The 26,216-nt window shown below is 53.3% G+C and carries 21 protein-coding genes; 8 read left to right on the top strand and 13 right to left on the bottom strand.

Annotated features, from left to right (window positions below):
* Positions 1-255 precede the first annotated feature (255 nt).
* Positions 256-1,767 (top strand): sensor domain-containing diguanylate cyclase, encoded by a 1,512-nt coding sequence (locus ACGSLL_RS17415; RefSeq protein WP_394507287.1) that lies wholly within the window; start codon positions 256-258, stop codon positions 1,765-1,767.
* A 589-nt stretch (positions 1,768-2,356) separates the two neighbouring features.
* Here the strand turns inward: ACGSLL_RS17415 and ACGSLL_RS17410 are convergent.
* The 8 genes from ACGSLL_RS17410 to ACGSLL_RS17375 form a co-directional block, all read right to left on the bottom strand.
* On the bottom strand, positions 2,357-3,688 hold the full coding sequence (locus ACGSLL_RS17410; protein ID WP_394507286.1) for a carbohydrate porin: 1,332 nt from the start codon (positions 3,686-3,688) through the stop codon (positions 2,357-2,359).
* A 140-nt stretch (positions 3,689-3,828) separates the two neighbouring features.
* The gene (gene aldA, locus ACGSLL_RS17405; protein ID WP_394507285.1) at positions 3,829-5,265 is read right to left on the bottom strand and encodes an aldehyde dehydrogenase; all 1,437 of its coding nucleotides are present in this window, start codon (positions 5,263-5,265) and stop codon (positions 3,829-3,831) included.
* Between the two features lie 22 nt (positions 5,266-5,287).
* Positions 5,288-6,088, bottom strand: coding sequence for an aldolase/citrate lyase family protein (locus tag ACGSLL_RS17400; protein WP_394507284.1), 801 nt, complete (start codon positions 6,086-6,088; stop codon positions 5,288-5,290).
* Between the two features lie 15 nt (positions 6,089-6,103).
* The gene (locus ACGSLL_RS17395) at positions 6,104-6,874 is read right to left on the bottom strand and encodes an SDR family NAD(P)-dependent oxidoreductase (protein ID WP_394507283.1); all 771 of its coding nucleotides are present in this window, start codon (positions 6,872-6,874) and stop codon (positions 6,104-6,106) included.
* A gap of 28 nt (positions 6,875-6,902) precedes the next feature.
* Positions 6,903-7,961 carry an L-rhamnose/proton symporter RhaT gene (gene rhaT, locus ACGSLL_RS17390; RefSeq protein ID WP_394507282.1) on the bottom strand — a complete coding sequence of 353 codons (1,059 nt, stop codon included), beginning with the start codon at positions 7,959-7,961 and terminating at the stop codon, positions 6,903-6,905.
* Between the two features lie 57 nt (positions 7,962-8,018).
* Positions 8,019-8,339 carry an L-rhamnose mutarotase gene (gene rhaM / locus ACGSLL_RS17385; protein WP_394507281.1) on the bottom strand — a complete coding sequence of 107 codons (321 nt, stop codon included), beginning with the start codon at positions 8,337-8,339 and terminating at the stop codon, positions 8,019-8,021.
* A 14-nt stretch (positions 8,340-8,353) separates the two neighbouring features.
* Positions 8,354-9,538, bottom strand: a complete 1,185-nt coding sequence (gene rhmD, locus ACGSLL_RS17380; protein ID WP_394507280.1) for an L-rhamnonate dehydratase — start codon at positions 9,536-9,538, stop codon at positions 8,354-8,356.
* 324 nt (positions 9,539-9,862) lie between these two features.
* Entirely contained in the window at positions 9,863-10,858 is a 996-nt protein-coding gene (locus tag ACGSLL_RS17375) for an amidohydrolase family protein (RefSeq protein ID WP_394507279.1), read from the bottom strand.
* Between ACGSLL_RS17375 and ACGSLL_RS17370 the strand changes: the two genes are divergently transcribed.
* The gene (locus ACGSLL_RS17370; protein WP_394507278.1) at positions 10,857-11,792 is read left to right on the top strand and encodes a LysR family transcriptional regulator; all 936 of its coding nucleotides are present in this window, start codon (positions 10,857-10,859) and stop codon (positions 11,790-11,792) included. The genes ACGSLL_RS17375 and ACGSLL_RS17370 overlap by 2 nt on opposite strands.
* Before the next feature lie 8 nt (positions 11,793-11,800).
* Here the strand turns inward: ACGSLL_RS17370 and ACGSLL_RS17365 are convergent, their stop codons facing one another.
* Genes ACGSLL_RS17365 through glcD form a run of 5 tightly spaced genes read right to left on the bottom strand, consistent with a single transcriptional unit; the run spans position 11,801 to position 18,232 of the window.
* Complete coding sequence (locus ACGSLL_RS17365; protein WP_394507384.1) at positions 11,801-13,990, bottom strand: malate synthase G; 2,190 nt, start codon at positions 13,988-13,990, stop codon at positions 11,801-11,803.
* A gap of 40 nt (positions 13,991-14,030) precedes the next feature.
* Positions 14,031-14,432: a heme-binding protein gene (locus ACGSLL_RS17360; RefSeq protein ID WP_394507277.1), complete on the bottom strand. Its 402-nt coding sequence runs from the start codon at positions 14,430-14,432 to the stop codon at positions 14,031-14,033.
* Between the two features lie 15 nt (positions 14,433-14,447).
* Positions 14,448-15,665: a glycolate oxidase subunit GlcF gene (glcF, locus tag ACGSLL_RS17355; protein WP_394507276.1), complete on the bottom strand. Its 1,218-nt coding sequence runs from the start codon at positions 15,663-15,665 to the stop codon at positions 14,448-14,450.
* 3 nt (positions 15,666-15,668) lie between these two features.
* Positions 15,669-16,733 carry a glycolate oxidase subunit GlcE gene (gene glcE, locus ACGSLL_RS17350; RefSeq protein ID WP_394507275.1) on the bottom strand — a complete coding sequence of 355 codons (1,065 nt, stop codon included), beginning with the start codon at positions 16,731-16,733 and terminating at the stop codon, positions 15,669-15,671.
* Positions 16,733-18,232 carry a glycolate oxidase subunit GlcD gene (gene glcD / locus ACGSLL_RS17345; RefSeq protein WP_394507274.1) on the bottom strand — a complete coding sequence of 500 codons (1,500 nt, stop codon included), beginning with the start codon at positions 18,230-18,232 and terminating at the stop codon, positions 16,733-16,735. Before glcD ends, glcE begins: the two co-directional genes overlap by 1 nt.
* A gap of 234 nt (positions 18,233-18,466) precedes the next feature.
* Here glcD and glcC point away from each other — a divergent pair, with 234 nt between their 5' ends.
* The 6 genes from glcC to ACGSLL_RS17315 all read left to right on the top strand — a co-directional run bounded on the left by glcC (position 18,467) and on the right by ACGSLL_RS17315 (position 25,881).
* Positions 18,467-19,234, top strand: a complete 768-nt coding sequence (gene glcC / locus ACGSLL_RS17340; RefSeq protein ID WP_394507273.1) for a transcriptional regulator GlcC — start codon at positions 18,467-18,469, stop codon at positions 19,232-19,234.
* Positions 19,235-19,879: 645 nt separating this feature from the next.
* Entirely contained in the window at positions 19,880-21,031 is a 1,152-nt protein-coding gene (locus ACGSLL_RS17335) for an MFS transporter (protein WP_394507272.1), read from the top strand.
* A gap of 141 nt (positions 21,032-21,172) precedes the next feature.
* Positions 21,173-21,715, top strand: a complete 543-nt coding sequence (locus tag ACGSLL_RS17330; protein ID WP_394507271.1) for a cupin domain-containing protein — start codon at positions 21,173-21,175, stop codon at positions 21,713-21,715.
* Positions 21,716-22,672: 957 nt separating this feature from the next.
* A complete protein-coding gene (locus ACGSLL_RS17325; RefSeq protein ID WP_394507270.1) occupies positions 22,673-23,029 on the top strand; it encodes a hypothetical protein in 357 nt (118 codons plus the stop codon).
* Positions 23,030-23,536: 507 nt separating this feature from the next.
* Entirely contained in the window at positions 23,537-24,910 is a 1,374-nt protein-coding gene (locus ACGSLL_RS17320) for a purine-cytosine permease family protein (RefSeq protein ID WP_394507269.1), read from the top strand.
* Positions 24,911-25,128: 218 nt separating this feature from the next.
* The gene (locus ACGSLL_RS17315) at positions 25,129-25,881 is read left to right on the top strand and encodes an SDR family oxidoreductase (protein WP_394507268.1); all 753 of its coding nucleotides are present in this window, start codon (positions 25,129-25,131) and stop codon (positions 25,879-25,881) included.
* Positions 25,882-26,216 lie beyond the last annotated feature (335 nt).

The raw sequence follows: 26,216 nt of genomic DNA, 5'->3' as shown, positions 1-26,216 counted from the left end.
AACCGCTCGCGGGCAAATGGTTCATGGACGGCCCGGTGTTGCCAATCGAGTTCGCGCGGGGTCGCCGTCTTCGCAGTCCGATGAGTTTATGGAGCATTTGGGTGATGTGTGGGGGCGAAACCGCGTCGGGATATATAAAGAACAACGACTGTGTGCTCGGGTTTCAGGGATTCCGAAGCTGCGGGTGAAAGCTTTATTTCCACGCCGGTATAAAAATTGCTCGCTTAAGCCCACCGCCAATTTGACGACGCACAAATGACGCTCTCCTTACCGATTTCACCAAGGCTGACACCTAAAGCGTTATCTCTTTCGCTGATAGGTTTCATTCTTCTAGTCTGTTTTTCGTTGATCCTTGCTACTGCTTGGCAAATGGTGCAGTCGTCCGGTGAGCGAGTGGACGCGGCCAAAATAACTGTTTCGAACATTGTACTCGCCGCTGAACAGCAGGCCCGTGACACGATGCTGCAAGCCGACAATACACTGCGAGATCTTGCTGAGCGGGTGGCGCACGATGGAAGTGGCCCTGATCAGCAGGAGCGGTTAGCGAAGCTAATGGCCCGCCAGGTGAACGACATTGAAGGCGTTCAGGGTATATTCATCTTCGATGCTCAAGGAAATTGGATGGCCAATTCGTTTTCCGAAGGTTTGCAAACCAAAAACAACGGCGACAGAGCTTACTTCCGATATCACCGTGAGCACGATGACCAGTCCATCCACGTTGGCTCGATAGTGGAAAGTCGAACGACAGGGGATATGGTGATCCCTATAAGTCGGCGTATCCAAACAGCCGATGGAGCCTTTGCAGGAGTTGCGTTAGCCACGGTTCCAGTTTCATATTTTCAAAGCTTTTTCAAACGTATGGACGTTGACGACGCAGGAGTAATTTTCCTAGCACTCGATAATGGAGAACTTCTCGCCCGGCGCCCGACAGTCGCAGCGTTGATGACGACCAATCTTTCCAAAGGTGAGATTTTTAGCCGTTACTTACCCCAGAGCGACAGCGGTACTGCAATCATTAAATCCATCGTAGATGGTATCGAGCGGATCTACGCTTATCGTCGTCTAGCTGGGCTGCCTATCGTCGCAGCAGCCGGCGTGTCGTACGAACATGTATTTGCGCCTTGGTGGTCATATGTTTACCAGTCGGTTGCACTGGTAGGTTCCATCATATTGGCGTTGGCATTTTTAGGTGGCTTGCTATATCGGCAGATCCAACAGCTGCTTGTTGCAGAGCGCGAGCTAAAAATAATCCGAAAAGAGCTGGAGGTGATAGCCCATACAGATGGCCTCACTTCCCTAGCCAATAGGAGAAGTTTTGACTTGGCTATGGATAAAGAATGGAAGCGTGCCACGAGAAATCAAACAAGCATATCCGTAATCCTTTTGGATATAGATTTGTTCAAGCAATATAATGACCATTGCGGCCATTTAAGTGGCGATGATTGCCTTGTGCACGTAGCAAACATTATTGCGGCCAACGTCAACAGGCCTGGTGATGTCGCTGCTCGCTATGGGGGGGAAGAGTTTGTAGTTCTGCTTCCGGACACTGAAGTTGCAGGTGCAGTGATGGTTGCAGAAAATATTAGGCTTTCGCTGTTGAATGCAAATATTCCACATTCAGCGAGCCCGTTTGGGATAGTCACAATTAGCTCAGGTGTCGTGTCGACCTGCAAAACGAGAGAGGGAGATCACAAGGAATTTCTACTCAAGGCTGACCGATTACTTTATGCAGCGAAGTCAAAAGGACGGAATCGAGTAGAAAGTTGAACCCTAGCACGCGAATGTTCGCTTCGCCTAGTCACCGGTGTAGCTCGTCTGTAGCTGTTGCTTTAGTTTGATTGCGAAAGTGTCTGTAGGAATAGCGCTTGCGCAATCGAGTGATAAATAGCAGTGGCGAGCTTGCTGCAGTTTCCTGATGACAACTTCGCAACAAGCGTGATTACTGGCTCGTAATGCGCTCACTGCGGTGAATCTCATGCTTACACATCGATTAAGACCTATCAGCTTTTCTAGCCGTAACGTGGTCAGTGGTCAGTGGTCAAACGGCAAAGCGGTTACTTTGGCCCAACGAAGCTAAGAGTCTGCTGGTTTTCCAGGCAGGCTGGTTGGGCCCTCGAAACGAAGCTATTGTTCATTGCCAGTGCCTACAGCTCAATTCAGACTCGAACTGACATTACACGCGCTGGTATTCGAAGTTTGGCTAAGAGTTTTGCGTTTAGACGACAATAGCCAACCGAATCTCATCAATCAGAGGCAATTAAGTTAACCCCGGCCGATCAAGCTTTCTGTCAAGACCGTTTCCCTCCGATTGAGGAGATGTGGTTGGTTAGGCGAGTTATAAATGTAAGTAAAGGGATCAAAAATCCAAGATGAATTGCACTCCACCTACTATTGCCGAGTCAGTCTCGGTCAGACCGCCTGGGTATTTCACGTACTGCAGATTAGGACGAATCATCATCCACTTAGTGGCTTGGTAACCGTAGTTGATCTCGTAGCTGTATTCTCGTCGTTGTTCTGGCACATAAAGAGGATCATTGATCGTCGTGGCTCCGGAATTCGAATTCAGTAACTCCGCGTTTTGGGTGTAACTATCATTTACCTTCAGGCGTGACGCTCCGATACCGATCGTGTCGTAGGGACGTGCAGCGAATGGGCCACGATAAATCAAGCCAACTTGGATCAAGTTTTTGATGACACTTTTGTCCGGGTCGTTAAACGTCATGTTTGTAAAAACGTTGAGGCCTCGTTTGGTATTACCTTCCACTGCAGTCAACTGTTGCTGAGCAGAGATCCACCAGCCACTGTTAGTGGAATATTGTTTGTAGGGCTTGTTGCTATCAGCCGCAAAGTTGCCATCGTCATCTTTGAGCATGTCTTTGGTGTTTGCATTGGCGTAGAAGTAACCGGCATGGTACTCCGAAGATAGCCCGGCGAGCCGCCCCTTCCACACTGCTTCGATCGGGAAAGTAGTGCCCTGAGATCCAGAAATGAACGGCTTGAATCCGTTACTCATCTCAGCGTTGCCTGGGTTTTTGTTGTAGGCGCCGGCTTGCATGTAGAACTCGGATGTCAATTGATAGCGGGTGCGGATAGCCCATTGGCTGATCGGAAAGCTGTTCCAGACACCATTCCAATTGCCCTCCTGTGAGCCGCACAAGGTGACGTTCTGGAACTCGCAGGGGAACTGGTCGAAATCTTCGCCGTGGCCGAAACGACCAGCCTTCACCGACAGCTTGCGATCGAAGAATTTTTGCTCATACCAGAACTGCGACAAGCGCCAGGCGTTGCCGCCCCCGAATACTTCCATGGTCGACGTTAGGCCTGTAGCGTTGGGCTGGTGTACGCGGTCATTGGTAATGTCCTTGCCGTTACGTTCGCCGATGCCTATGCGGAAAGTCGCGTCATCCCAACCCAACAATTTCTGCAAGTCCAGATCAACTCCGAGAATGATCTGATCGCTCCAGCGTGCCGTGATGCTTTTGTCGTATCCACCGCTGAGGTTGGAGCCTACTTCGCCAACGTACTTGAGGGTAAAATCAAAGCCTTGTTCAGAGAGTTTTTGCCGTTCGCCGTTCCAGTCGCCCAATAGCCAAGGAGAGTCGGCAGCCAGCATATCGGCAGAAAAAGCCGTGCTGGAAAGTCCACTCGAAGCGATGCAGAGTAGGGTAATGGAGAGTCGTTTGTTCATGCTGTTTCCCGGGGTTCGTTTGTTATTTTTGTGGGTAAACCAGTGAGGCGGGCGCAGTTATCCGCGACGCGAAATAGCGCCGTCAGTGGTGAGCAATTAATGGGGCAGCGACGCCCAGCACAAACCGGGCGTCTGGGCAATCAGCCTTGCAGGTACACCACGTGCGTGTGGGTGTATTCGTAAAGGCCATGCTTTCCGTCAGCGCCGCCGATACCGGATTTGCGCACGCCGGCATGGAAACCTTGCATGGCCTCGAAGTTTTCTCGGTTGACGTAGGTCTCGCCAAATTCCAGTTCACGCACCGCGTGCATCGCTTGGCTCAGGCTGCGGGTGTAAATCGAGGACGTCAGCCCGTACTCGCAATCGTTGGACAGGGCGATGGCTTCGTCCAGGTCGTCAATGATCTGAATCGGCAACACCGGGCCGAAGATCTCTTCGCGCATGATCTCCATGTCGGCATTGCAGCCGGCCAGGACGGTCGGCTGGAAATGGAAGCCCGATGGCCGATCACCCAGGTGGCCCCCGGTAATCAGTTGCGCGCCCTGGCTACGAGCCACGCGGACTCTCTCGACGACCTTATCAAGCCCGGCCTGGTTGATCAGCGGGCCCATTTCGACGCTGCTGTCGGCGAGCGGATCGCCGAAGCGGGTGGCGGCCATGGCATGCCCGATTCGCTCAATAAATTGGTCAGCGACGCTGCGCTGCACGTACACCCGCTCCGTGCAATTGCATACCTGGCCACTGTTGATGATCCTTGAGTCGCGGATGGCTTTGACCGCCAGCTCAAGATCGGCATCGGCCATGACGATGGCCGGCGCTTTGCCGCCTAGCTCCAGGTTCAGCTTGGTCAGGTTAGGGGCCGCCGCGGCCATGATCCGCGATCCGGTGTCGACGCTTCCGGTGAAGCTGACCATGTCGATGCCGCTGTGGCTGCTCAATTGGCCGCCGACCTTGCCAGCGCCGCTGACCACGTTGAACACGCCGGCCGGCAGATCGGTTTGTGCGACCAGTTTGGCGAATTCCATGCAGTTAATCGGCGTCTCTTCGCTGGGCTTGACAACGATTGTGTTGCCTGTAATCAGGGCTGGTGCGAGTTTGCGGGCGATCAAGAAGAACGGGAAGTTCCACGGCAGGATGCCTGCCACCACCCCCAACGGTTTACGGAACAGGAAAATGTTTTCGGCCGGACGGTCGCTGGTGATGATTTCGCCTTCGATACGGCGTGCCCATTCAGCCATGTAGTCGAGATAATCGGCGGTGAAGTTAACTTCGACTTCGGCCAGCGCTGATATCTTGCCTTGCTCGGCGGTGATGGTGCGCGCCAATTGTGCAACGTTTGTCCGGATAAGCGTGGCGATTTGGCGCAGGTACTGACCGCGTTCATTGGCCGGTTTGCGTGACCACGGTTTTTGCGCGGCACGTGCCGCAGCGATCGCGTGGTCTACGTCCTCCGGCGTTGACGCCGGCACGTGGGCGAGCAACTCGCCGTTTGCCGGGTTGGTCACTGGGATGTGTTCGGCGCTGGCGCGGAACGTGCCGGCGATGTAGTTGGAGTAGGTCGGTAGCATTTGGCTCATGGCAATAGCTCCAAGCGGCGACTCAATAAGTACGGGATGGTGAAGGGGCATCGGACGGTTCGCGGTACCGCGCCAAATTGCTCAGGGCCGCTTGACGGAACAGGCTTATGTCTATGCCCACTGCAATGAACTGGCAGCCCCATTCTCGATAGCGGCGGGCGTCTTCCTCGAACGGCGCGAGAATACCCGCGACCTTGCCGGCAGCCAGGGTGGCGTCGATGGCATTGCGAATCTGCGACTGCACCTCGGGGTTGCCGGGGTCGCCGGGAAAGCCCAGGCCTGAGGACAAATCGGCCGGGCCGACGAACACCGCATCCACACCCTCGACGGCGGCGATCTCGGCGACGTTTTTCACGCCCAGGCGCGATTCGACCTGGACGATTAGGCACAGCTCCTTATGAGCGGTGGCCAGGTAGTCCGTCACGCCATCCCAACGCGTGGCGCGCGCCAGACCACCGCCAACCCCACGAATGCCGTCGGGCGGGTAGCGCATCGCACGCACCAGCGAACGGGCTTGTTCGGCGGTTTCGACCATCGGGATCATCAAGGTCTGTACACCGATATCGAGCAGTTGCTTGATCAGCGTACTATCACCATTGACCGCCCGCACCACTGGTGCGGTGGAGTAGGGCGCTATGGCCTGCAGCTGGGCGAGAATGCTCGGCACCGTGTTGGGCGCGTGTTCTCCGTCGATCAACAGCCAGTCGTACCCGGTACCGGCGGCGATTTCGGCGGCGTAGCCCGTGGCGAAACCGGCCCACAGACCATATTGCGGGTGCTGGCTGCGAAGGGCGGCCTTGAAGGCATTGCGTGGCATCTGCATGGGGCTTGCTCCCAATTACTGCAAGTTGACGAACAGGCCGCCGTCTACCAGCAGCGAGGCGCCGGTGACGTAGCGCGCCATGTCGGAGGCGAGGAACACGATCGGCCCGGCGACGTCGTCCGGTAAACCCAAGCGTCCCAGCGGCGTACGCGAGGTCATGTAGGCGAGCTTCTCTTCGTCGGCCAGGTCGTCCTTGTTGATGTCGGTGGCGATGGTGCCGGGCAACACCGAGTTGCAGCGAATGCCGTAGGGGCCCAAGGCGATAGCACATGATTGCATCAGCGAATGCAGGCCTGCCTTGGTCGGGGTGTAGTGGGTCTGCATGGCGCCGCCCACCAGTGCACTGATGGAGCTGACGGCGATGATCGAGCCACCGGTGCCTTGGTTCTTCATCTGGTTGGCCGCCGCCTGCACGGCAAAATAGGCACCGTTCAGGTTGGTGTTGATGGTCTTCAGATAGACCTCGCGGGGCATGTCGAGGAACGAGTGGAACGGACAGATGCCGGCATTGTTGACGAACACATCGACGCTACCGAAGGCTTGTACAGCCGCGGCCACCAGGCGATCGCCGGTGTCCAGGTCAGCGGCGTCGCTGCCCACTTCGATGGCTTGACCGCCGAAAGTTTCGATCTCGCCGATCAACGATGTCGCCGCGCTGTGGCCCTGAGCACTGCCGCTATGGGCGATTACCACGTGGCCACCCTGACGGGCGCATTCGAGCGCGGCGGCACGGCCTATACCGCGAGAAGCACCGGTAATAATCACGGTTTTGTTTTTGAGCAACATGGGATGGGCTCCATTTAGTAAGTAGAAATTAGCCGAGGTAGTTGCCGTAGCCGACCATGGCGATGGCGGCTAGGATCACGGCGATACCGAGCATCAGCACGCCTTTGTTAGCAGCACTGGTGCCTTGCCATTCGCGGAAATACAGACCCCAGAGATTGGAAACAATGATGATGAAAGACATGTGCAGCACCCACGAACTGGCGTCGTTGTGCATGCGGCTCGCACCCATTCCGTAGAAGAAGAATTGCAAGAACCACAAGGTGCCGGCCGTGGCCACCAACAGGTAGTTACGTAACAACGGCGTGGCGCGGTTGGTGTAGTCACCGAACGTGCGGTTGCGGTAATTGAGCCACAGGCACCAGATGCTGTTAGTGGTCAGCCCCCCCCACATGATGACCATGAAGGTCACGTTATTCTGGAAGAGGCTATTAGCGCCGTGGGCGATAGCGGCTTCGGCCAGGGGTTCGCCGGCGGAGATCCCGTAGCTGAAGCAGGCACTCAGCACACCGGAAATCAAGGCGACCACCGCCCCCTTGGCCAAAGAGAATTCTTTTACGCTCTCGAATTTGGTGACATCAGGAACCTCACGCTCCTTGATCAACCCTGCGCGACCACACAAGGCGATGCCTGCTAGCGACACCACAACCCCTACCAGCACCCAGTGACCTCCGGGGTTAGCGATCATTTCGCTAAAGGTTCCCGCCTTGGCGTCGGTAAACAAGTCACGATAGATAGGAGGCATTAACGCGCCCAAAGCCGAAGTCAATCCCATGACTAATGACATGCCCAAAGATAGTCCCAGGTAGCGCATGGTCAGGCCGAACGTTAACCCTCCGATACCCCACAGCACTCCAAAGAAGTACGTCCAGAACAATGTAACGCTATTCGCGTTGCGTAGAATGTCTAGAAAACTGGGCACAGTTAAAAACGCGGCTATCAACGGCACTATGAGCCAAGAAATCAAGCCACCGGAAATCCAATAGCTTTCCCACGCCCAACCATTAACCTTTTTATAAGGAATATAAAAACTGCCAGAGGCGAAGCTACCAATGAAATGTAGAATTACCCCTAAAAAAATGGTATCCAAGTTCGTGCATCCTTATTATTTTTATTGATGAGCCGCTATTTGATATCGGCCGAAGTTTTATGCCTGCGGCAGCTTGAAAATAGGCTGGAGATCAACTGCGATCGGCGAGCCGTCCGCGTGACTGGGCATGATTTCTCGCATGTATTGCCACCATTCCTGCATTACTGGCTCCACTGCCAAATTATCCAGAAGGTGCTGTTGTTCGTAAGTCATGACCGCGAATAAGGCGCAATTCACCTCGTCTAGAAATATCTTGTAGTCTGCAATGCCTGCGCGTTGGAGCACTTTTAACAATCGGGGCCAGATTTCATCGTGTCGTTTCAGATATTCCGATTCTTGACCGGGATAAACATTCATGCGAAAGGCGCGGGTTAGCATGGCGACAATCCTGGTTAACGCGCATAAGGCCGGTTGAGTTTCAGGGCAGTATTCAGCTCGACGCCGAAGCCTGGCTTATCTAATACCGAGGCGCGCATCCGACCGTTAATCGGTACTGGCTCTCCTATCAATTGTGGCGAGAACATGGGAACAATTTCGTCGGCTTTGGGCGACATGTTCAGAAACTCGGCGAACGGGCTATTCGTACGAGTGATGACAAAGTGATAGCTATAAACCGAGGAGCCGTGAGGCACGACCATCGCATTGTGTGCATCGGCCAAGGCTGAAATTTTGATGAGTTCAGTGATTCCCCCACACCACCCAACATCCGGCTGAATGATGTCGCAGCATCCCATTTCCAATAGCATTCTAAATCCCCAACGCGTTGCTTCATGCTCCCCCGTGGTAACCAGCATCCCGTTAGGTACATTTTTCCGTAGCGCGGCATAGCCCCAATAATCGTCTGGAGCCAGCGCTTCTTCGATCCACTTGAGGCCAAACTCTGCGGCGCCCTTCGCTAGGCGCGTGGCGTAATTCAGGTCAAGGCTCATCCAGCAGTCAAACATCAGCCAGAAATCAGTGCCGACCTTTTCGCGCATCTCTGCCAGATGCTCGAGGTTTTTACGCAGGCCCTCTTCCCCTTCGTTAGGGCCGTACTGCAGAGGCATCTTTCCACCTATAAATCCCATGTCTTTGGCCAGATCCGGACGCGATCCAGTTGCATAGAACTGCAACTCATCGCGTACAGCGCCCCCCAGTAATTGATGCACTGGCTCCTGACGAATTTTGCCGAGCAAATCCCATAGGGCTAAATCAATGCCGGAGATGGTATTGAGAACGATGCCCTTGCGGCCATAGAACAAAGTGGCATGAAACATCTGATCCCATATTTTTTCGATGTCAGTGACTTTTGCACCTTCAAGGAACCGCGCTAAGTGTTTTTCGACAATAAATGCACCGATTTCGCCGCCGGTAGTGACCGAGAAGCCGACGGTGCCGTCAGTCGCCTCGATTTCAACGACCAATGTGCCTAGGACGTTAATACCGAAGCTCTGGCGGCTCTGTCGATACTCCGGATAACGGCCAAGAGGCGTGGAAATGTGATCATCAATCCAATGGCCAGTTTCTTGGTCGTGATAGTCAGCGCCTCTGCCAGTCAGGGTAAAAGCGCGGACATGTTTGATCGTGGGCGTGCTCATATAGCGTTCCTAGTTTGGCGAATCGGGGTCGACAGGCGACCTGTGTTGCTAGCAGCGCTGGTTGTATTCAGCGTTGCGCAGCTTGCGGAAAGCACAACAATGGCCGCCTTGAAGAAAAAATTAGCGGCAGAAGATGTGCGCAGGTCAGATCGCTCACGCCGGTTCCTTATTGAATTTCTTGGCAGTCTTGTGGCACTGCGGTCAAGCGGTGCCTGCTCGGAATGAGTCGATTGTAAAAAGAAAGACCGATGCCGACTAATTCCATTTAACTGGATAGTGATGCATTGAAGGTATCGGCCTGGGGCCTCAACGCAGCTTTGTCGCTTATCTGGCGGGGAGGGAAATGCTGTAGGCACGTGCGCTGTTAAGGTAAAAAAATTTTTGTTTAGCAATCAGCGAGCGATCGGCCAAACAAGCGTGCACCAGAGATAAAGTGTCTTCAAAATTGGCCAAGAATTCACTGTTGGGCCAGTCACTTCCGAACAGGCAACGATCTTCGCCAAATGCATCCCACAACAATGCCATTCGATCTCGATAAAAGGCCGCGTCCAAAATAACCGTATTTTGTTTTTTTTGGGGGAGAGCTGAGAGTTTTGCGAATACGTTTGGCCGCTCGGCGAGGGCTTGGATTTGATTCGCGAACGATTGCAGTTTTCCCGGCGGCACTGCAGCATTCGGTAGGTGGTCGACAATGATCCGCAAATGAGGAAGTTTTTCGCTCAAGCGCAATACACCTTTAAGCAGACGTTCATCAGGGTTCGCAGTGTCAAGGCTACGCCCGCTGTCGGCCAATGCCGAAAGGTTGTCGATGAAGCAGGATTGATCCTGGTCGAGCAGCAGGTCGCGACCCCATAAATTACCGTAACGCAATCCGAGAAATTTGGGTTCGGCCACCAGCCATTCCAATTCCTGTCGGAACTCCTTGGTGGCGGGATCTAGATTTCCGATAAAGCCTGACAGTTGAGGGTCGGCTTTTACCACATCCAGCAACCAGTGATTGTCGGCGACCCACGGACTGGCTTCTACTGCTATGGCCGCAGTGATGCCATGGCGCTCGCTTATTCGCCAATAGTCTGGTGGTAAATGTGGCGAGTAGATGCTATCGCTTGGGTTTGGCCACGGAATGCCGTCTGGGCGGCTCGGGTCGAACAGGTGAATGTGAGAGTCAAGGATAGGGCCGATGTAGTTTTGGCTCATCTGATAGTGCGCTCCAAGAAAGTCGTTGAGGCTAATAAGTAACAAGGAGTTTTCTTCAAATCCAATACGTTTTTCTGAAATGCGATACCTTGCGCGCATCACCACTGACAACCGGATCACCATGAACGCGCCTATTACTGCTCGTAGCTTGTTCAACCGTCTTCGCTACAAACACCTTCTGATGCTCGTCACCCTAGGCAATTGTCAGAATTTGCATCGTGCAGCTGAGAGCCTGAATATGTCGCAACCAGCGACAACGCGCATGCTTCAGGAAATTGAACAGACATTCGGATGCGCCCTATTCGAGCGTCAATCCAGAGGCGTAAGGCCAACGGTGCTAGGGGAGGAACTGCTGCGCTTTGCCCGGGCTGCACTTAACGGACTGGAGCGCTGCGCGGAAGACCTGGCTGACCGTCAATCCGGCGGATATGGTTATCTCTGTGTAGGCGCGATCATGGGCGCGGTTCCGGACTTGGTCGTCCAGTCGATCGCGGATATGAAAGCGAACTATCCGCTGCTGCGTTTAAGGATCATGGGTGATACCAGCGACCAACTCAGCGTATTGCTCGATCAGCGCAGAATCGATGTAGCAATAGCGCGACTGCCCGGCGTAGAGGATCGCCAACATTTCGATTTCGAACCGCTTGGAAATGAACATCTGGCTGTCGTTGTGCGTTCCGGGCATCCTTTAACGCACGAGCGTTCTCTAAGTCTGGCGCATCTGATTGATGCATGGCCCTGGATTTTGCAACCCCACACCAGCCCTGCTCGAGTTGCTCTCGAGCGGGCCTTTGAACGACTAGGAGTCGGATCTCCCAACGACGTGATCGAATGCAGTTCGGTATTTGCCATGCTACAACTCGCGCAGATCACCGATGCCATATTGGTGCTAACTGACACGGTGGTGCGAGATCATGTGCATACAGGCCTGTTGACAGCCTTGAGCCTTGAGATTGAAGAGCAACTGAGCCCCTTCGGCATTTTGTTGCGAAAAGGAGAGCCGTTGAGCCGTGAGTTGGAAATCTTTTTAACCAAAATCAAGGCAAGGGCGATCTGATTAACACCTCAAATCAAGTCACCCTTCGACTGCTTGTACTTAAGCCGGAACTCACATAGCAGCGGTTCGGTGTAGCCGTTGGGTTGTGTGTGCCCTTTGAAAACCAAAGCACATGCGGCTTGAAATGCTAGGGACTTATCGAAGCTTGGAGCCATGGGGGTGTAGTTTGGATCCCCCGCATTTTGCGCATCGACGACTAGGGCCATCCGTTGCAAAGTTTCCAAAGTTTGTTCCTCGGTGATCACTCCATGCCGTAACCAATTTGCTATGTGTTGACTGGATATGCGCAGAGTCGCGCGATCTTCCATCAATCCCACGTTATGGATATCGGGAACTTTAGAACATCCAATGCCCTGTTCTACCCAACGCACCACGTAACCTAATAAACCTTGCGCGTTGTTTTCGACTTCCTGACGTATCTCATCGGTCGACCACGATTTGTCGGTGACGACTGGGACACTAAGCAATCCGTCTAAAAGGGTCTGTTTGACTTCACTGAAGTCTGTGCCTTCAAGAGACTCTTGGACAGCTCTCACGTTGATCTGATGGTAGTGAAGTGCGTGAATTGTGGCAGCGGTAGGAGAAGGCACCCAAGCTGTGTTCGCACCAGCTTTCGGGTGACCGATTTTCTGTTTCAACATGTCAGCCATCCGATCCGGCATGGCCCACATACCTTTACCAATCTGAGCTCGGCCGCGTAGGTTGCAGTCAAGACCAACAAGTACGTTATTGAGTTCGTAAGCCTCGATCCATGGGGTATTTTTCATGTCACCTTTACGCAGCATTGCACCCGCTTCCATAGAGGTGTGCATTTCGTCGCCGGTACGATCCAGAAAGCCGGTATTGATAAACGCAACCCGTGAGGATGCTTTTGCAATGCAAGCTTTAAGGTTAATGCTAGTGCGCCGCTCTTCATCCATGATCCCAATTTTTAATGTATGGCGTGGCAGCTTAAGCAGATCCTCAATTCGGCAAAACAATTGATCAGCGAAAGCGACTTCGTCAGGGCCGTGCATTTTGGGTTTAACGATGTAGACGCTGCCAGCTCTCGAGTTGCCCCTACGCTGCAGATCATGGAGGGCAATCAAGCTTGTGATAACGCCATCTAGAATTCCCTCTGGAATTTCCAGTCCGCCATTATCAAGAATGGCAGGGCACGTCATCAGATGCCCGACGTTGCGGATGAACAGCAACGAACGTCCCGGCAGTTTCAAGGTGGTGCCATTTGCCGCAATGTATTCCCGATCTGGATTCAAGCTTCGTGTGATGGTCACACCATTTTTCTCCAGATTTTCCGAGAGATCGCCCTTCATCAAGCCTAGCCAATTGCTGTAAACCTGCACCTTATCCTCTGCGTCTACTGCGGCCACGGAGTCTTCACAATCGATGATTGTGGAGAGTGCTGCCTCAATCAGTAGATCTTTAACACCAGCGTCATCGCCTTGGCCGATGATGCTTTGCCTGTCGATCTGTATCTCAATATGCAGATCGTTGTTTTTGAGCAATATGGCTATTGGGGACGTAGGCTGGCCCTGATACCCAATGTACTGTGTAATGTTCGAGAGACTTGTGTGGGTACCATCTTTCAAGGTGGCTCGCAGTGTCCCGCCTTCAATCTGATATTGAGCTACCCCGCTATGAGAGCCGTTGCTCAGAGGAAATGCCTTATCAAGAAATGCCCGCGCAAAAGCAATTACCTTGGCTCCTCGCACTGGATCGTAATTTCCGCTCGGTATAGCACCATCTTCTTGAGGGATTACGTCTGTACCGTAGAGTGCGTCGTAGAGTGAACCCCAGCGTGCATTGGCGGCATTCAGGGCATAGCGGGCATTGACAGCTGGGACGACGAGTTGTGGCCCGGCTTGCACACTGACTTCTGTGTCAACGTTGCTAGTGGTGACCTTCACTTCGCCAGGTTGTGGTTGCAGATACCCGATACCAATTAAGAATTTTTGGTATGCAGGCATATCTGCCACTGGCCCTGGATTAGTTCGGTGCCAAGAATCCAGCTCGAGTTGCAAACGATCACGCTCAGCCACTAACGCCCTGTTGATGGGGGCGAGTTCATGCACTAAGTTGGCAAAACCACTCCAAAATTCTTGAGGGGAGAGTTCAGTACCTGGCAGTACCTGCGAATCCACAAAGCTTTGCAGGACAGGGGCGACCTTAAGGCCTTGGCAGTTCACAAAGTCGATCACTTTTTGCGTCTCCGTCATTCGAGTATTCAAGGTGTTGTATTCAGCTCAAGCACTGCGCACCGGCCTTTGCTACTTGAGCATCTTGCTCGGCTTTCACCCCGGATACCCCTACAGCTCCGACAACATGGCCATCGACCACAATCGGCACCCCACCTTCGAGGGAGGTAAGCAATGGCGCTGACAAAAAGGCTTGTCGCCCACCGTTGACCATCTCTTCATAGCCTTTGGATTCGCGTCGACCCAGTGCCGCTGTTCGCGCTTTTTCGGTGGCTATGTACGCGCTGATCGGGGCGCACCCGTCGAAGCGTTTGAGAGCCAAGGGGTGGCCCCCGTCATCGACTATTGCGATGGTCACTGCCCATTTGTTGTTTAGTGCTTCGGCGCCTGCAGCGCTGAGGATTTGGCCGATTTCGACCTGACTCAATACGGCTTTGCTTTTCATAGAAATCTCCAGGGCTTAGGGCAACGAGGATTCGACCAGTTCGATCCAGTGCCGGACAGGGGTACGTCCCGCGCCATCTAGGTGGGTCTGACATCCAATGTTTGCGGTGACAATAACTTCGGGATTTCCGCTTTCCAATGCGTTGAGTTTGTTGTCACGCAACTGCCGGGAAAGTTCGGGTTGGGTCAGTGAGTAGGTGCCCGCTGAGCCGCAGCACAAGTGGCTGTCGGGAACGGTTGTAAGGTTGAATCCAAGGCGTCCCAGTAGTGCTTCAACCGCGCCACCGAGCTTTTGTGCGTGCTGCAAGGTGCATGGACAATGGAATGCTAGGCGTTGAGTGCTTTCTATTCCGAGCTGCTCCAGTGGCTCGTCGCCCAACACCTCAACCAAGTCCTTGGCCAGTGAGCTAACTATTTTGGCCTTGTAGGCATACGCTGGATCGGTACTGAGAAGGTGGGCATATTCTTTGATGAACGCGCCGCATCCGCTTGCAGTTTGCACAATTGCCTCAGCACCACTTTCAATGCTTGGCCACCAAGCATCAATATTTCGACGGGCACGATTGAGCCCGGATGCTTGTGCGTCTAAGTGATAGTCCACGGCGCCGCAGCAAACAGCCTGTTGGATTGAAGTGACGCTAATGCCTAGCTGATCAAGCACCCGGACGGCTGCGGCATTTGTGTTGGGTGAAAGGCTTGATTGAACACAACCTTCGAGGATTAGCATCTGTCTTTCATGAATAGCAGTCGGACGTTGTTTAGCTGGACTGGCGTTTCTAGGTAATTTTGTTTCTAGGTTGCTCGGCAACAATGCTCGGAATATCTGGCCGCTGCTAACAAGCCCTTTGAATAGACCAGGGTTGGGAGCAAGGGTGCGCAAACCCTTACGCAGTAGTCGCTGACTCAGGGGTCTCTGCACTGCCGCATCAACTACAGCTCGGCCAATGTCCAGCAGGTTGTGGTAGTCGACCCCCGAAGGGCAGGTGGTTTCACAGTTCCGGCACGATAAGCAACGATCCAGATGTTGCTGGGTCTTTTGCGTGACATCGTTGCCTTCCAGTACCTGTTTGATCAAATAGATACGGCCCCGTGGCCCATCCAGTTCATCGCCGAGCAACTGGTAGGTTGGGCAGGTGGCGTTACAAAAACCGCAGTGCACACAACTACGCAGGATGCGCTCAGCTTCGGCGGCGCGAGGTAGCAGGCTTGCGAATTCACTCAGAGTGGTCTGCATGGATCAAAGCTCCTCGTACAGGCGTCCGGGATTGAAGATGCCCTTTGGATCGAGTTGTTTCTTCAGGTTCCTGTGGAGGCGCGACAGGGCATTTGGTAACGGCTGAAATGGGCTCTCAGCCAAACCATGGCTGTAGCAGGTGACATGCCCGCCAACTTCATCAATCACCTGGCGAATGAATGGATCTGGAGCATCGGATTTGAGCCAACGCTGGCTTCCGCCCCAATCGATCAGTTGCCTGCCGGGAAGTGATACGTTTGGTACGTTGTTAGGCAAAGATAGGCGCCAAAGCGGTTCATCCTGGCCGAAGAATTCCAGACGATGTTCGTTAAGGTCAGTCCAGTAGGAAGCGTCCAGCCGTTCGCCACCGAGGCGATCTTGGGCCGCCGCTACCGAACCCTCACCGCCTTCCAAGCGCAAATGAAGACGCTCACCGTCATGGCATGCAGCACTGATCGGCAACGGTTGCTGACCCCATTCCGCCAGGCGAAGCAAGGCGCGGTCGATGTCCATCTCCAGGCTGATGCTCAGGGATCTGCGGGGTTTTGGCAGCACTTTGAGCGAGACTTCGGTAATCAGCCCTAGGCAGCCGTAACTGCCGGCCATCAGGCGCGACAGGTCGTAGCCAGCAACGTTCTTCATCACCTCGCCACCGAAGCGCAGGTGCTTGCCATAGCCGGTGATTAACCGGGTTCCCAAGACGAAGTCACGTACTGATCCTGACCATGGGCGACGAGGCCCCGAAAGGCCAGCGGCAATCATCCCGCCGACAGTGGCGTCGTCTCCGAAGCCGGGCGGCTCACAGGGCAGCATCTGTTGTGAGGCGTCAAGCACTTGCGCCAGATCGGCCAACGGTGTGCCACAACGCACTGTGACCACCAGTTCGGTCGGATCGTAGCTGACGATGCCACGGTGCGATCGCGTATCGATCAATTCTCCTACTGTCGTGCGCCCAAGAAACGCTTTGCTATTTGAGCCCTGGATACGCAACGGCGTAGCGTTTTGCAGCGCCCGATTGACCTGCTCCAGTAGGGCGTCACTATTATCAGTATCGTGTGCACTGCGCATCAGAAACGCTCCAGTTCAGGGAAAGGCATCTGACCCATATGGACGTGCATAGCACCAAATTCGGCGCACCGGTGCAGCGTTGGAATGTTCTTGCCGGGATTGAGCAGACCACCAGGGTCGAACGCCGCCTTGACCGCATGGAACAGAGTCAGTTCGTCGCTGTTGAACTGCGCGCACATCTGGTTGATCTTCTCGCGGCCGACACCATGTTCCCCGGTGATGCTGCCTCCGACCTTTACGCATAACTCAAGAATTTTTCCGCCCAACGCTTCGGCGCGATCCAGTTCGCCGGGTTGATTGGCATCAAACAGAATCAGCGGATGCATATTGCCGTCACCCGCATGGAACACGTTGGCCACGCGCAGGTCGTACTCGATCGACAGTTGCGCGATGGCCTGCAGCACGCCGGGCAGTTCGCGCCGCGGAATGGTGCCATCCATGCAGTAATAATCCGGGGACAAGCGACCTACCGCGGGGAAGGCGTTCTTACGCCCGGCCCAGAAACGCACGCGTTCGGCCTCATCCTTGGCTAGACGCACTTCGGTGGCACCGGCCAGTAACAGCACCTGGCGTACACGGTCACAGTCGTCATGGACATCGGCTTCAACGCCGTCAAGCTCGCACAGCAGTATCGCTTCGGCCTCCACCGGGTAGCCGGCGTGAATGAAGTCTTCGGCTGCGCGAATGGCCAGGTTGTCCATCATCTCCAGGCCACCGGGGATGATGCCGGCGGCTATGATGTCGCCGACCGCGCGGCCGGCCTTTTCCACGGAGTCGAACGCTGCTAGCAGAACTTTGGCGGTCTGTGGTTTGGGCAACAACTTGACGGTCACTTCAGTGATCACCCCGAGCATGCCTTCCGAGCCGGTGAAAAGGGCTAGCAGATCAAGGCCGGGCGAATCGAGTGCGTTGGAGCCTAGCGTTAGGGATTCGCCGTCTACGGTAAGGATGTCGACCTTGAGGACGTTATGCACGGTCAGGCCGTACTTCAGGCAATGCACGCCTCCGGCGTTTTCGGCGACGTTGCCGCCGATGGAGCAGGCGATTTGCGAGGAGGGATCTGGCGCGTAGTAAAGGCCATGCGGCGCAGCAGCCTGGGATATCGCTAGATTGCGCACACCTGGCTGAACTCGTGCGGTACGAGCGGCGGGATCTATGTGCACAATTTGGTTGAAGCGCGCCATTACCAGCAACACACCTTTTTCCAAGGGCAAGGCTCCGCCTGATAAACCGGTTCCTGCGCCGCGGACGACTACTGGTACTTGCCTGTCGTGGCACACCCGCAGCACGCCTTGAACCTGGGCTAGTTCCCGTGGCAAAACTACCAGCATTGGTGTGGTGCGGTAGGCGGAGAGACCGTCGCATTCGTATGGCTTGAGCTCTTCCTGCTGATGCAGGATTTCCAGCTCGGGCATTTGCGTTTGCAGAGCTACCAATAGTGCATTTTTGTCGACGTCAGGTAGGACGCCGTCAAAGCGTTCATCGTAAAGAATATTCATAATCGGGTGACGACCCTCGTTTGTTTTTATTAGAGGTCTTTTTCCGGATGCTGCTGGCTTGCATCATTGGCCTGAGGCGTTTTACTGTCTATGCGTTGTTTTACTGGTCGAACCAGTTTTTGAAATTAGACAATTCATTTTTTTTATAAAAATGAATTAAAAACATTTAGATACGATGTTTTTTTTATCTACCTAATTGTTATTTTTAGCTGGTAGTACCAGTTGGAGGCGCCGATGGGTAGCACAGATGTAACCCGAAACCCTCAGGTCGCTGACGTAGTTTGCGAACGGATAGAGCGTCTGATCGTGGACGGTGTATTCAAGACAGGGCAGTTGCTACCATCGGAGCGCCGCTTGGTAGAAAAACTCGGCGTCTCTCGAACTGCGCTTCGGGAGGGGTTAAAGCTGTTGCGTGCTCGCGGAATTATCGACACGGAGCATGGCAAAGGATCATTTGTGGCTGACCTTTCGAGCCATAGTGGTGGGTCTCCGTTGATGCATCTTTTTAGCTCACAACCACGGACGCTTTACGACTTGTTCGAGGTTCGTAGTCTGCTGGAAGGAGAGTCCGCACGGTTGGCTGCGTTGCGCGGAACTGAGGCCGATTTTGTACTTATTACCCGCAGCTATGAGGCGTTAGTTGATGCCCACACCCGTAGTCTGGATGCCAGAGAACATGCCAAGCTTGATCATGCATTTCATTTGGCAATTTGCGAGGCCTCTCATAACCCTGTGCTGGTGCAGACGTTGCGTTCGCTAACAGATCTGCTGCTCACCACAGTGTTTGCATCGGTGAACAATCTCTACCACCGAGAGCCGCAGAAGCGTCAAATCGACCGTCAGCATGCAAAGCTGTACAACGCAGTGACAGGTCGCATGCCAGATCAGGCGCGCAAAGCCGCCATCAAGCATATCCAGAGTATCTGTGAGAATCTCAAGGAGATTGAAGTCGAGGAGCAGCGCCTGGTACGTGCGACGTTGCGTCTTGAGGGGTGGGCGTGACATGGCTTGGTGGAGTCTACTTCGAATCGGATTAGAGTAGTGCTCAGTCGTACTGGTAGGGGGGCGGTTTCGGTTCTTTAACTGTCGGGCTCTTACCGAAATAAAGATCATCACCTTCAGTACCTCGCCATCTCAGTGTGCGGTGTGTGCCCGAAGGTAACGCCTGTTCGAGCGCACTCCCATATCTTGCTTCTGCTCTACACATTTCCAATCTGCTGACTTTCAGTGCAACCGACTGAAAATACGAGACGCGATGCGCGCCAATGAGGAGCAGGCTATCGACATGATGCCTGCAGTTTCTCTATACAATTCGCGCTGTTTTTTTTGCGTTGTACCCACTGGTTGCGGACTGATGCCAGCCATGCCACAGCCGAACCCGTCAGGCATTTCGTCCTGAAGACGATATTTCCTGATGCCGGCGATTGAGTTAAGTGAGTGCATAAAAACCTCGAATGCGGGAGAATATGAAAAGGATTACAGAGATTGAAATGCAAAACCTTTGCCAAGACTTCACTTGGCGATTTTCCAGCCCTGGCATCGGCAGATCCCATCTCGTTCAATCGATAGATTAGAGAGGCTGTCCTTCGTCTGGTGCTCTCCCTCCGCATGAGCCCAATCCCAGGGCCCAGTGATTCAGGTTTTCAAATGTTATCTAGCGTCACTATCGACCAGTCCGCCTCAGAAAAAACTGCTCAATTTTCGACCCGTCTCGCATTTTTCATTTCCGGATTCTGCATGGCGTCTTGGGCGCCTCTAGTCCCATTGGTCAAAGACCGCGCAGGCATCGATGAGGGTGTCTTAGGACTTCTTTTGTTGTGTCTTGGGGTCGGGTCAATCACTGCAATGCCAATCTCTGGCTATCTTGTGGGACGCTATGGGTGCCGGCGTGTCATCGTGGCTGCGGCGTTACTCATGTGCCTCTCACTCCCGCTGCTGGCATGTCTTTCTAGCATTCCAACATTGGTCATCGCGATCATAGCTTTTGGTATTGGCATGGGAGCGATTGACTGTGCAATGAACATACAAGCAGTAATCGTAAATGGCGCGAGCCAACGCCCAATAATGTCAAGCTTTCATGGGCTTTTTAGCCTGGGGGGGATTCTCGGTGCAGTGGGGATGACTGCGATGCTTGGGGTGGGGCTTTCTCCTGTGGGTGCTTCGTTGTGCGTGGTTGGGATTACCCTAGTTTCGCTCATCAAGGCATCTCCACATTTATTGCCATTTGGAGGAGGCGGCGGAGCGCCCGTTTTCGTGCTCCCCAAGGGGAAGGTGCTCATTCTGGGCGTGATGTGTTTCATCGTTTTTATGGCAGAGGGGGCCATGCTTGATTGGAGTGGTGTGTTCCTGGTCTCGCTTCGCGGTATGGAGGCGGCGTATGGCGGGCTAGGATATGCAGCCTTTGCAGCCACCATGACCATTGCGAGGCTGACGGGTGATTCCGTGATTAGCCGCTTTGGAGCAATACGAGTATTAGCCGTAGGAAGCGTATTTGCTTCAGTTGGAATTGCGTTTTCGCTCTGTAGTTCTAGTTGGCTGTTGGCGCTGCTGGGTTATGCGATGGTGGGGGCGGGGTGCGCAAATATCGTTCCTGTCTTGTTTACGGCAGTGGCACGTCAAACCGATATGCCACAAGCCTCCGCTGTTCCTGCAATGACTACATTGGGCTATGCAGGCGTGTTGATCGGGCCGGCGTTTATTGGGTTTGTTGCCCATGCCAGTAATCTTATCGTTGCCCTGGCATTTGTTGCAGTAGCTCTTCTTATCGTAGCCGCCTTCTCGAGATCAATTCGCGTCTAGCTCAGCAGTTTTGAATGCTTGTCCGTCAGCCTTGTAAAGGTTTACAGTGGGTCTCCTAGCTGTCCTTGCAGCGCTCAACGTTTGGCCTGCGATGTAGTAGGCCTTGTGGGGCCATTGGCCTAACGCAATAGGAGCAAATCAATGTCGATACCTGGACAAGATACGGTTGAATATGGGGATATCCTGGTTCTAGGCCCGGACGAGGGTAAGGATTACTGGCAGCCTGTTCCGGCTAATGGATCCATCTCTGTAAGAATTGATCCTGAGATTCTGAAAATTCAAAGTCCTTTCAGTCTTGGTACGCAGACGCTTCCTCCGGCAAGCTACGTTCGTGAGCACTACCATCCTATCCATGATGAGGTTTTGCATTTCATTCGCGGGAAGGGCAAAGCTAGGATTGATGGTGTAGAGCATATTGTAGAGCCCGGTGTGACCATTTTCGTTGGTCGAAACCGTCGCCATATGTTTATCAATGACAGCGACGGCGAGCTGCACTGGCTATGGTTTATTCAGCCGAACGGACTGGAAATCTTCTTCAGGGACATCGGAATCGAAAAATACCCAGGGCAACCAGCGCCCGAGCCATTCCCTAGGCCGAAAAATGTTCTCGATATTGAGAAAAGCACGTCGTTCGGGCCTCCGCTTAAAGACCCCTACATACCGACGTTCGAAGCTAAGAAATAGATTGTCATTGTGAGGCTCGTCGCGGTGAGCCTCTCACTCCCAATGCATTCCTGCATTTTTGTATCCGTTCGGAAATTCTGGCGAGGGCATCCGGGTAGCGAATTGCGCCTCGCGAATAGTTATGTAAGCCGCCATCGCGGCAAGTGCGAGAGCCAAGGCGACTCCTGTATCGCCCCCGTGACATCGTAGTAATCAACTGCTAGCCCTCCTGTGAACGCTCCTACTGCAATAGAAGCCTGACAAATGGATACGGAAATGGCGGCGATATTTTCCTTCTGATTGGGCGCTGCATTGAATACATAGAGTTGGGTAGTGATTGGCAGGGCTCCAAAAAACATACCCCAGCCAACGATACCAAGCAGGCTAATACCGCTCGAATTGCTGAGCATTAGCGACGCCAACGAGAGAGTCATGCCAGTGGCTGCTATCGCGATCGCCTTAGGCAAATTTTTACCGCGTACCATCCCCCGAGCCAATTGCCTACAACCCCAGCGATTCCGTACGTTAGTAAGAAGGCGCTCAGCAGCGATCCAGTTATTGCGGCTGATTCTTCAAGGAAGGGGGCGACAAACGCGTATGCGGAGAAGTGGGCGACGAGCATCAACACGATATAGACAAGACCGATTCGTAGCTTTGGTAAGCGAATCAAGCTCGAAATACCATTGACGGCAAGTCGAGGGAGGGGAGGAAGAGATGGATGCGTGCGTACTAGGCCAGCTAGCGCGAAAAAACCGATAAGACCCCATAGGCTAAGTGTCGCGCGCCACCCTTACCAATCGCCCAGCAGCGTGCTTGCTGGAACACCGGCGACGGTACCCATCGAAATTCCCGAATAGATGATAGAAGTTGCACGCAAAGTCTGCTGCGATGGACATAGCGAGACCCTATGACGTAGCGATCGTCCAAAAACCTCCGAGACTGACGCCCAGTAATGCTCGCGCGAGAAGGGCAGGGAATATGCTGGTCGATATCGCCACGACGAAATTGGACAACGATAGTGCTAAAAGCAGCCCGCACAGAATGAAGCGGCGATTGACCTTTCCAAATAGTGAAATGCTAATGGGTGCTGCAATAGCGGCCATAACACCTGGAAAGGTGATCAGTAAGCCTGCCTCGCCTTCGGTAATTTTCAGATCGTTTGCGACCTGCGAAAGCAAGCCTATGGGGGCGCATTCTGCGCTTATAAGCACGAATGCACCTAGCGATACTGCGACGACGGATGCCCAAGACCCCTCTGAGGGTACGGACTTTGGGGCGTTGAGCGAAGAAGATTGCATCTTGGAACTCTTTGGTAAACGTTTACATCGTCTATGATATAGCACAGAAAAGATCGTCGATGGTTAGCGCTGTGTTTCTATTCAAATTCCCTGAAACGCTGGGCATCGATGGAAATCACTTAGGTGCTTTCGAATGAGACAGGTAAAAATTTCTGCACCAAAATGATTCTCTTCATGTGAGGGCTTAGGAAACACAGGTGTTACCAAAGCAGACATGGTGTATCGGATTACCCCTAATGTTTTCGGGCGTAGATTAGGCTGCAAAGGCCTAAAAGGCCCAGCCTCGACCTCTCCAGCAACGTTGTGAAATATTGGCACGAACGCTGCTTTGTAATCCTTTACAGAAGCCTGAATTTCAGCGCGTGGCCAGGGGAGATTCGAGGTTGCCGACGCGATAGCGTTGGTAGCGTGCTGAGAGGATGGCTTCTTTTTGCAGTTGCGTTGTAATCCTTTACATCGTGATTGCTCCATTGATCGTTCTCGGTAACGAGAGCCCCAACACAGCCGCAAGCCAATGCGCGGATGTGTGCCCAAAGAGAGGCCAATGATGGACGTCGAAAAAAGAAGCATTGAGTTTGTACCCCTGTCAGAGCGCTACGGTCATCCGCGGCGACTCTTCACCATCTGGTTCAGTGCCAACATGCAGGTAACAACGCTTGTTGTAGGTACCTTGGGTATCGTCGCTGGTTTGAGTCTGGCTTGGACGTGTATCGCGCTAATTTTGGGCTGTGTCATCGGAACGGTTTTCATGGCTGCCCACTCAACGCAGGGGCCTCACCTGGGCATCCCTCAAATGATTCAGAGTCGGGCGCAATTCGGCGTCTTTGGTGCCGGTTTTCCCCTACTGATTAACTATGTTTCCTTCATCTTGTTCACCGCTGCCAATGGGGTGGTGATGCGGGATGCGATCAAATCATTCATAGATGTAGGAGATAACACTGCCATCGTTTTGTTCGGGCTGGTCTCCTTCATTATTGGATTCATCGGCTATGAGCTGATTCACCGTCTTGGTGCGATCATGTCGGCCCTTTCTGGGATCATCTTTTTGGTGGTCGCAGTGCTCGCGCTCCAAAATCCACTGCCAGTAGGCGCAATGGATCTAAACCAAGGCTTTACTCTGGCTGCGTTTGCACTGACTGTGACTCAAGCCGCATCGTGGACACTTGGCTTCGGGCCTTACGTTGCTGATTATTCTCGATACCTGCCTGCGAATATTTCAAGCAAGCAAACCTTTTGGTTTAGCTATGTGGGCAACCTTCTGGGAGCTGGTTTGGTGATGTTGTTGGGTGCTGTCTTGGCCACAATGTTCACTGATGTTACCTCCAACCCAGGTAACGCTATTGCAAGCTTCTTCGGCCCATGGGGCAAGGTAGCAATGGTGATCGTCGTTTTGGGCGTACTGGAGATCAACTCACTCAACCTCTACAGCGCTTACATGTCCGCAATGACTATTTTCTCGGGTATGCGCGGTATGACGCGGATCAGCCGAAAAACTAAATTCATCGCAATGGGACTGTCGGCTGTCGCCGCGACTGTCATCGCGATTGCAACCCAATATGACTTTAACGCTTATTTTGCAGATATTTTGATTGCCCAGGTTTACTTCCTCGTACCTTGGAGCTCGATCAACCTGGCGGATTATTACCTGGTCAAGAAAGGAAAATATGTCGTCGAAGACATGTACTCGGCCGACGGTATCTACGGTAAATACAACGTGTCGACCATGGTGATTTTCTTGATTGGTGTGGCTTCGACAGTGCCGTTTATGGATATGTCGTTCTACCACAGCTATTTCGCGAAAATGATCGGGGCGGACGTTTCGTGGGTGCCAGCTCTAATTGTTCCGGCGGTGCTTTATGTTGGTTACGCTCGTTACAAAACCAATCGTCCGTCGGTAGCGGTTCGCCAACCGGCCTAACGCCTTCCGATGAATCGTCACTAACAGGTATCGCGAAGCAGAATATTTTTTGGTATCGTCTGGCTTGCTCTGTAATCGTTTACGAGCTTGCCAGAGTTATCAGCCTTCTTTGCGTCACCGGCAGGGCTTAAGCATTGAATTGATGAGTCGATCAGAACCCAATGAGGGTTTCCAGCTCAAGTATTCAGGCATATCGAGATTAATTTGAGGAACGTGTGATGAAATTGAAAGACAAGGTAGCCCTGATTACTGGCGCAGGTGCTGGCATCGGTGAAGCAACTGCTCGACTGTTTGCGAATGAGGGTGCAAAGGTAGTGGTCGCGGATCGCAATATTGAGCTTGCGCTTGCAGTGGCGGAGTCAATCGGCCCGCAAGCTTTTGCTGTGCAGGCTGATGTGGCAATTGCTGCGGAAGTGAAGGCGATGGTTGAAAAATGCGTATCGCATTTTGGTGGGCTGGATATTCTGGTTAACAACGCTGGTTTCGGAACGTTGGGAACCGTCGTTACCTTAGAAGAAGACACCTGGGATCAGGTTATCGACGTCAACCTCAAAGGCGTGTTCTTATGCTCTAAGTTTGCCATTCCAGAGATCGTACGCCGCGGTGGTGGGGCAGTAGTTAACCTGGCATCGACCATTTCTGTAGTCGGTATCAAAGATCGTGCTGCATATGTGGCTGCGAAGGGTGGTGTTGCGGCGCTAACCCGAGCCATGGCACTCGACCACGCGTTGGAAGGTGTTCGTGTGAACAGCGTGGCGCCTGGTGTTATCGCTTCAAGCTACTACGACAAAATTTTTGAAAGCGTCCCAGATCCAGTTGAGTTCAAGAAAGGTCTCGAAGCGCGCTCCCCCCTCAACAAGATGGGTGAGCCGATCGATATCGCGAATATGATCCTGTTCCTTTCGTCTGATGACTCAAGCTTCGCGACAGGCGCGATGTTCACCGTTGACGGTGGCTACACAGCCTGGTGATTTTCTGCGAGCCACTACAGCGGTGGCTCGCTTCCCCAAACAATGCCTATGACCAGGGCATTTTCAATTTCAAACTAGGTTCTGCTTGCGATCTATTATGTAATCGATTACATACAGAGCTAGTGTTCAACCCCTCTAGTAAAAACAATTCTCAGGGGAGAAAGCTATGCGTGCTATTTTCGAAAGTCCTACCCCAGCTCTCATCGAGCGCCTCTTGATACCACCCTTTTTGACCAATGGTTCGATCTCTTGGAACAGAACGTGCTGTGTTATCGCATTTCTCGCTGAGCGCACCGCTCAAAGCCGAGATTGATGCCATTTTTCGCACCTGAATG

The sequence above is a fragment of the Pseudomonas retamae genome, from assembly GCF_043496865.1.
Lineage (GTDB): Bacteria > Pseudomonadota > Gammaproteobacteria > Pseudomonadales > Pseudomonadaceae > Aquipseudomonas > Aquipseudomonas retamae.
Note: the sequence above shows the minus strand (reverse complement) of the source record. Positions and strands in the feature narration are given on the sequence as shown.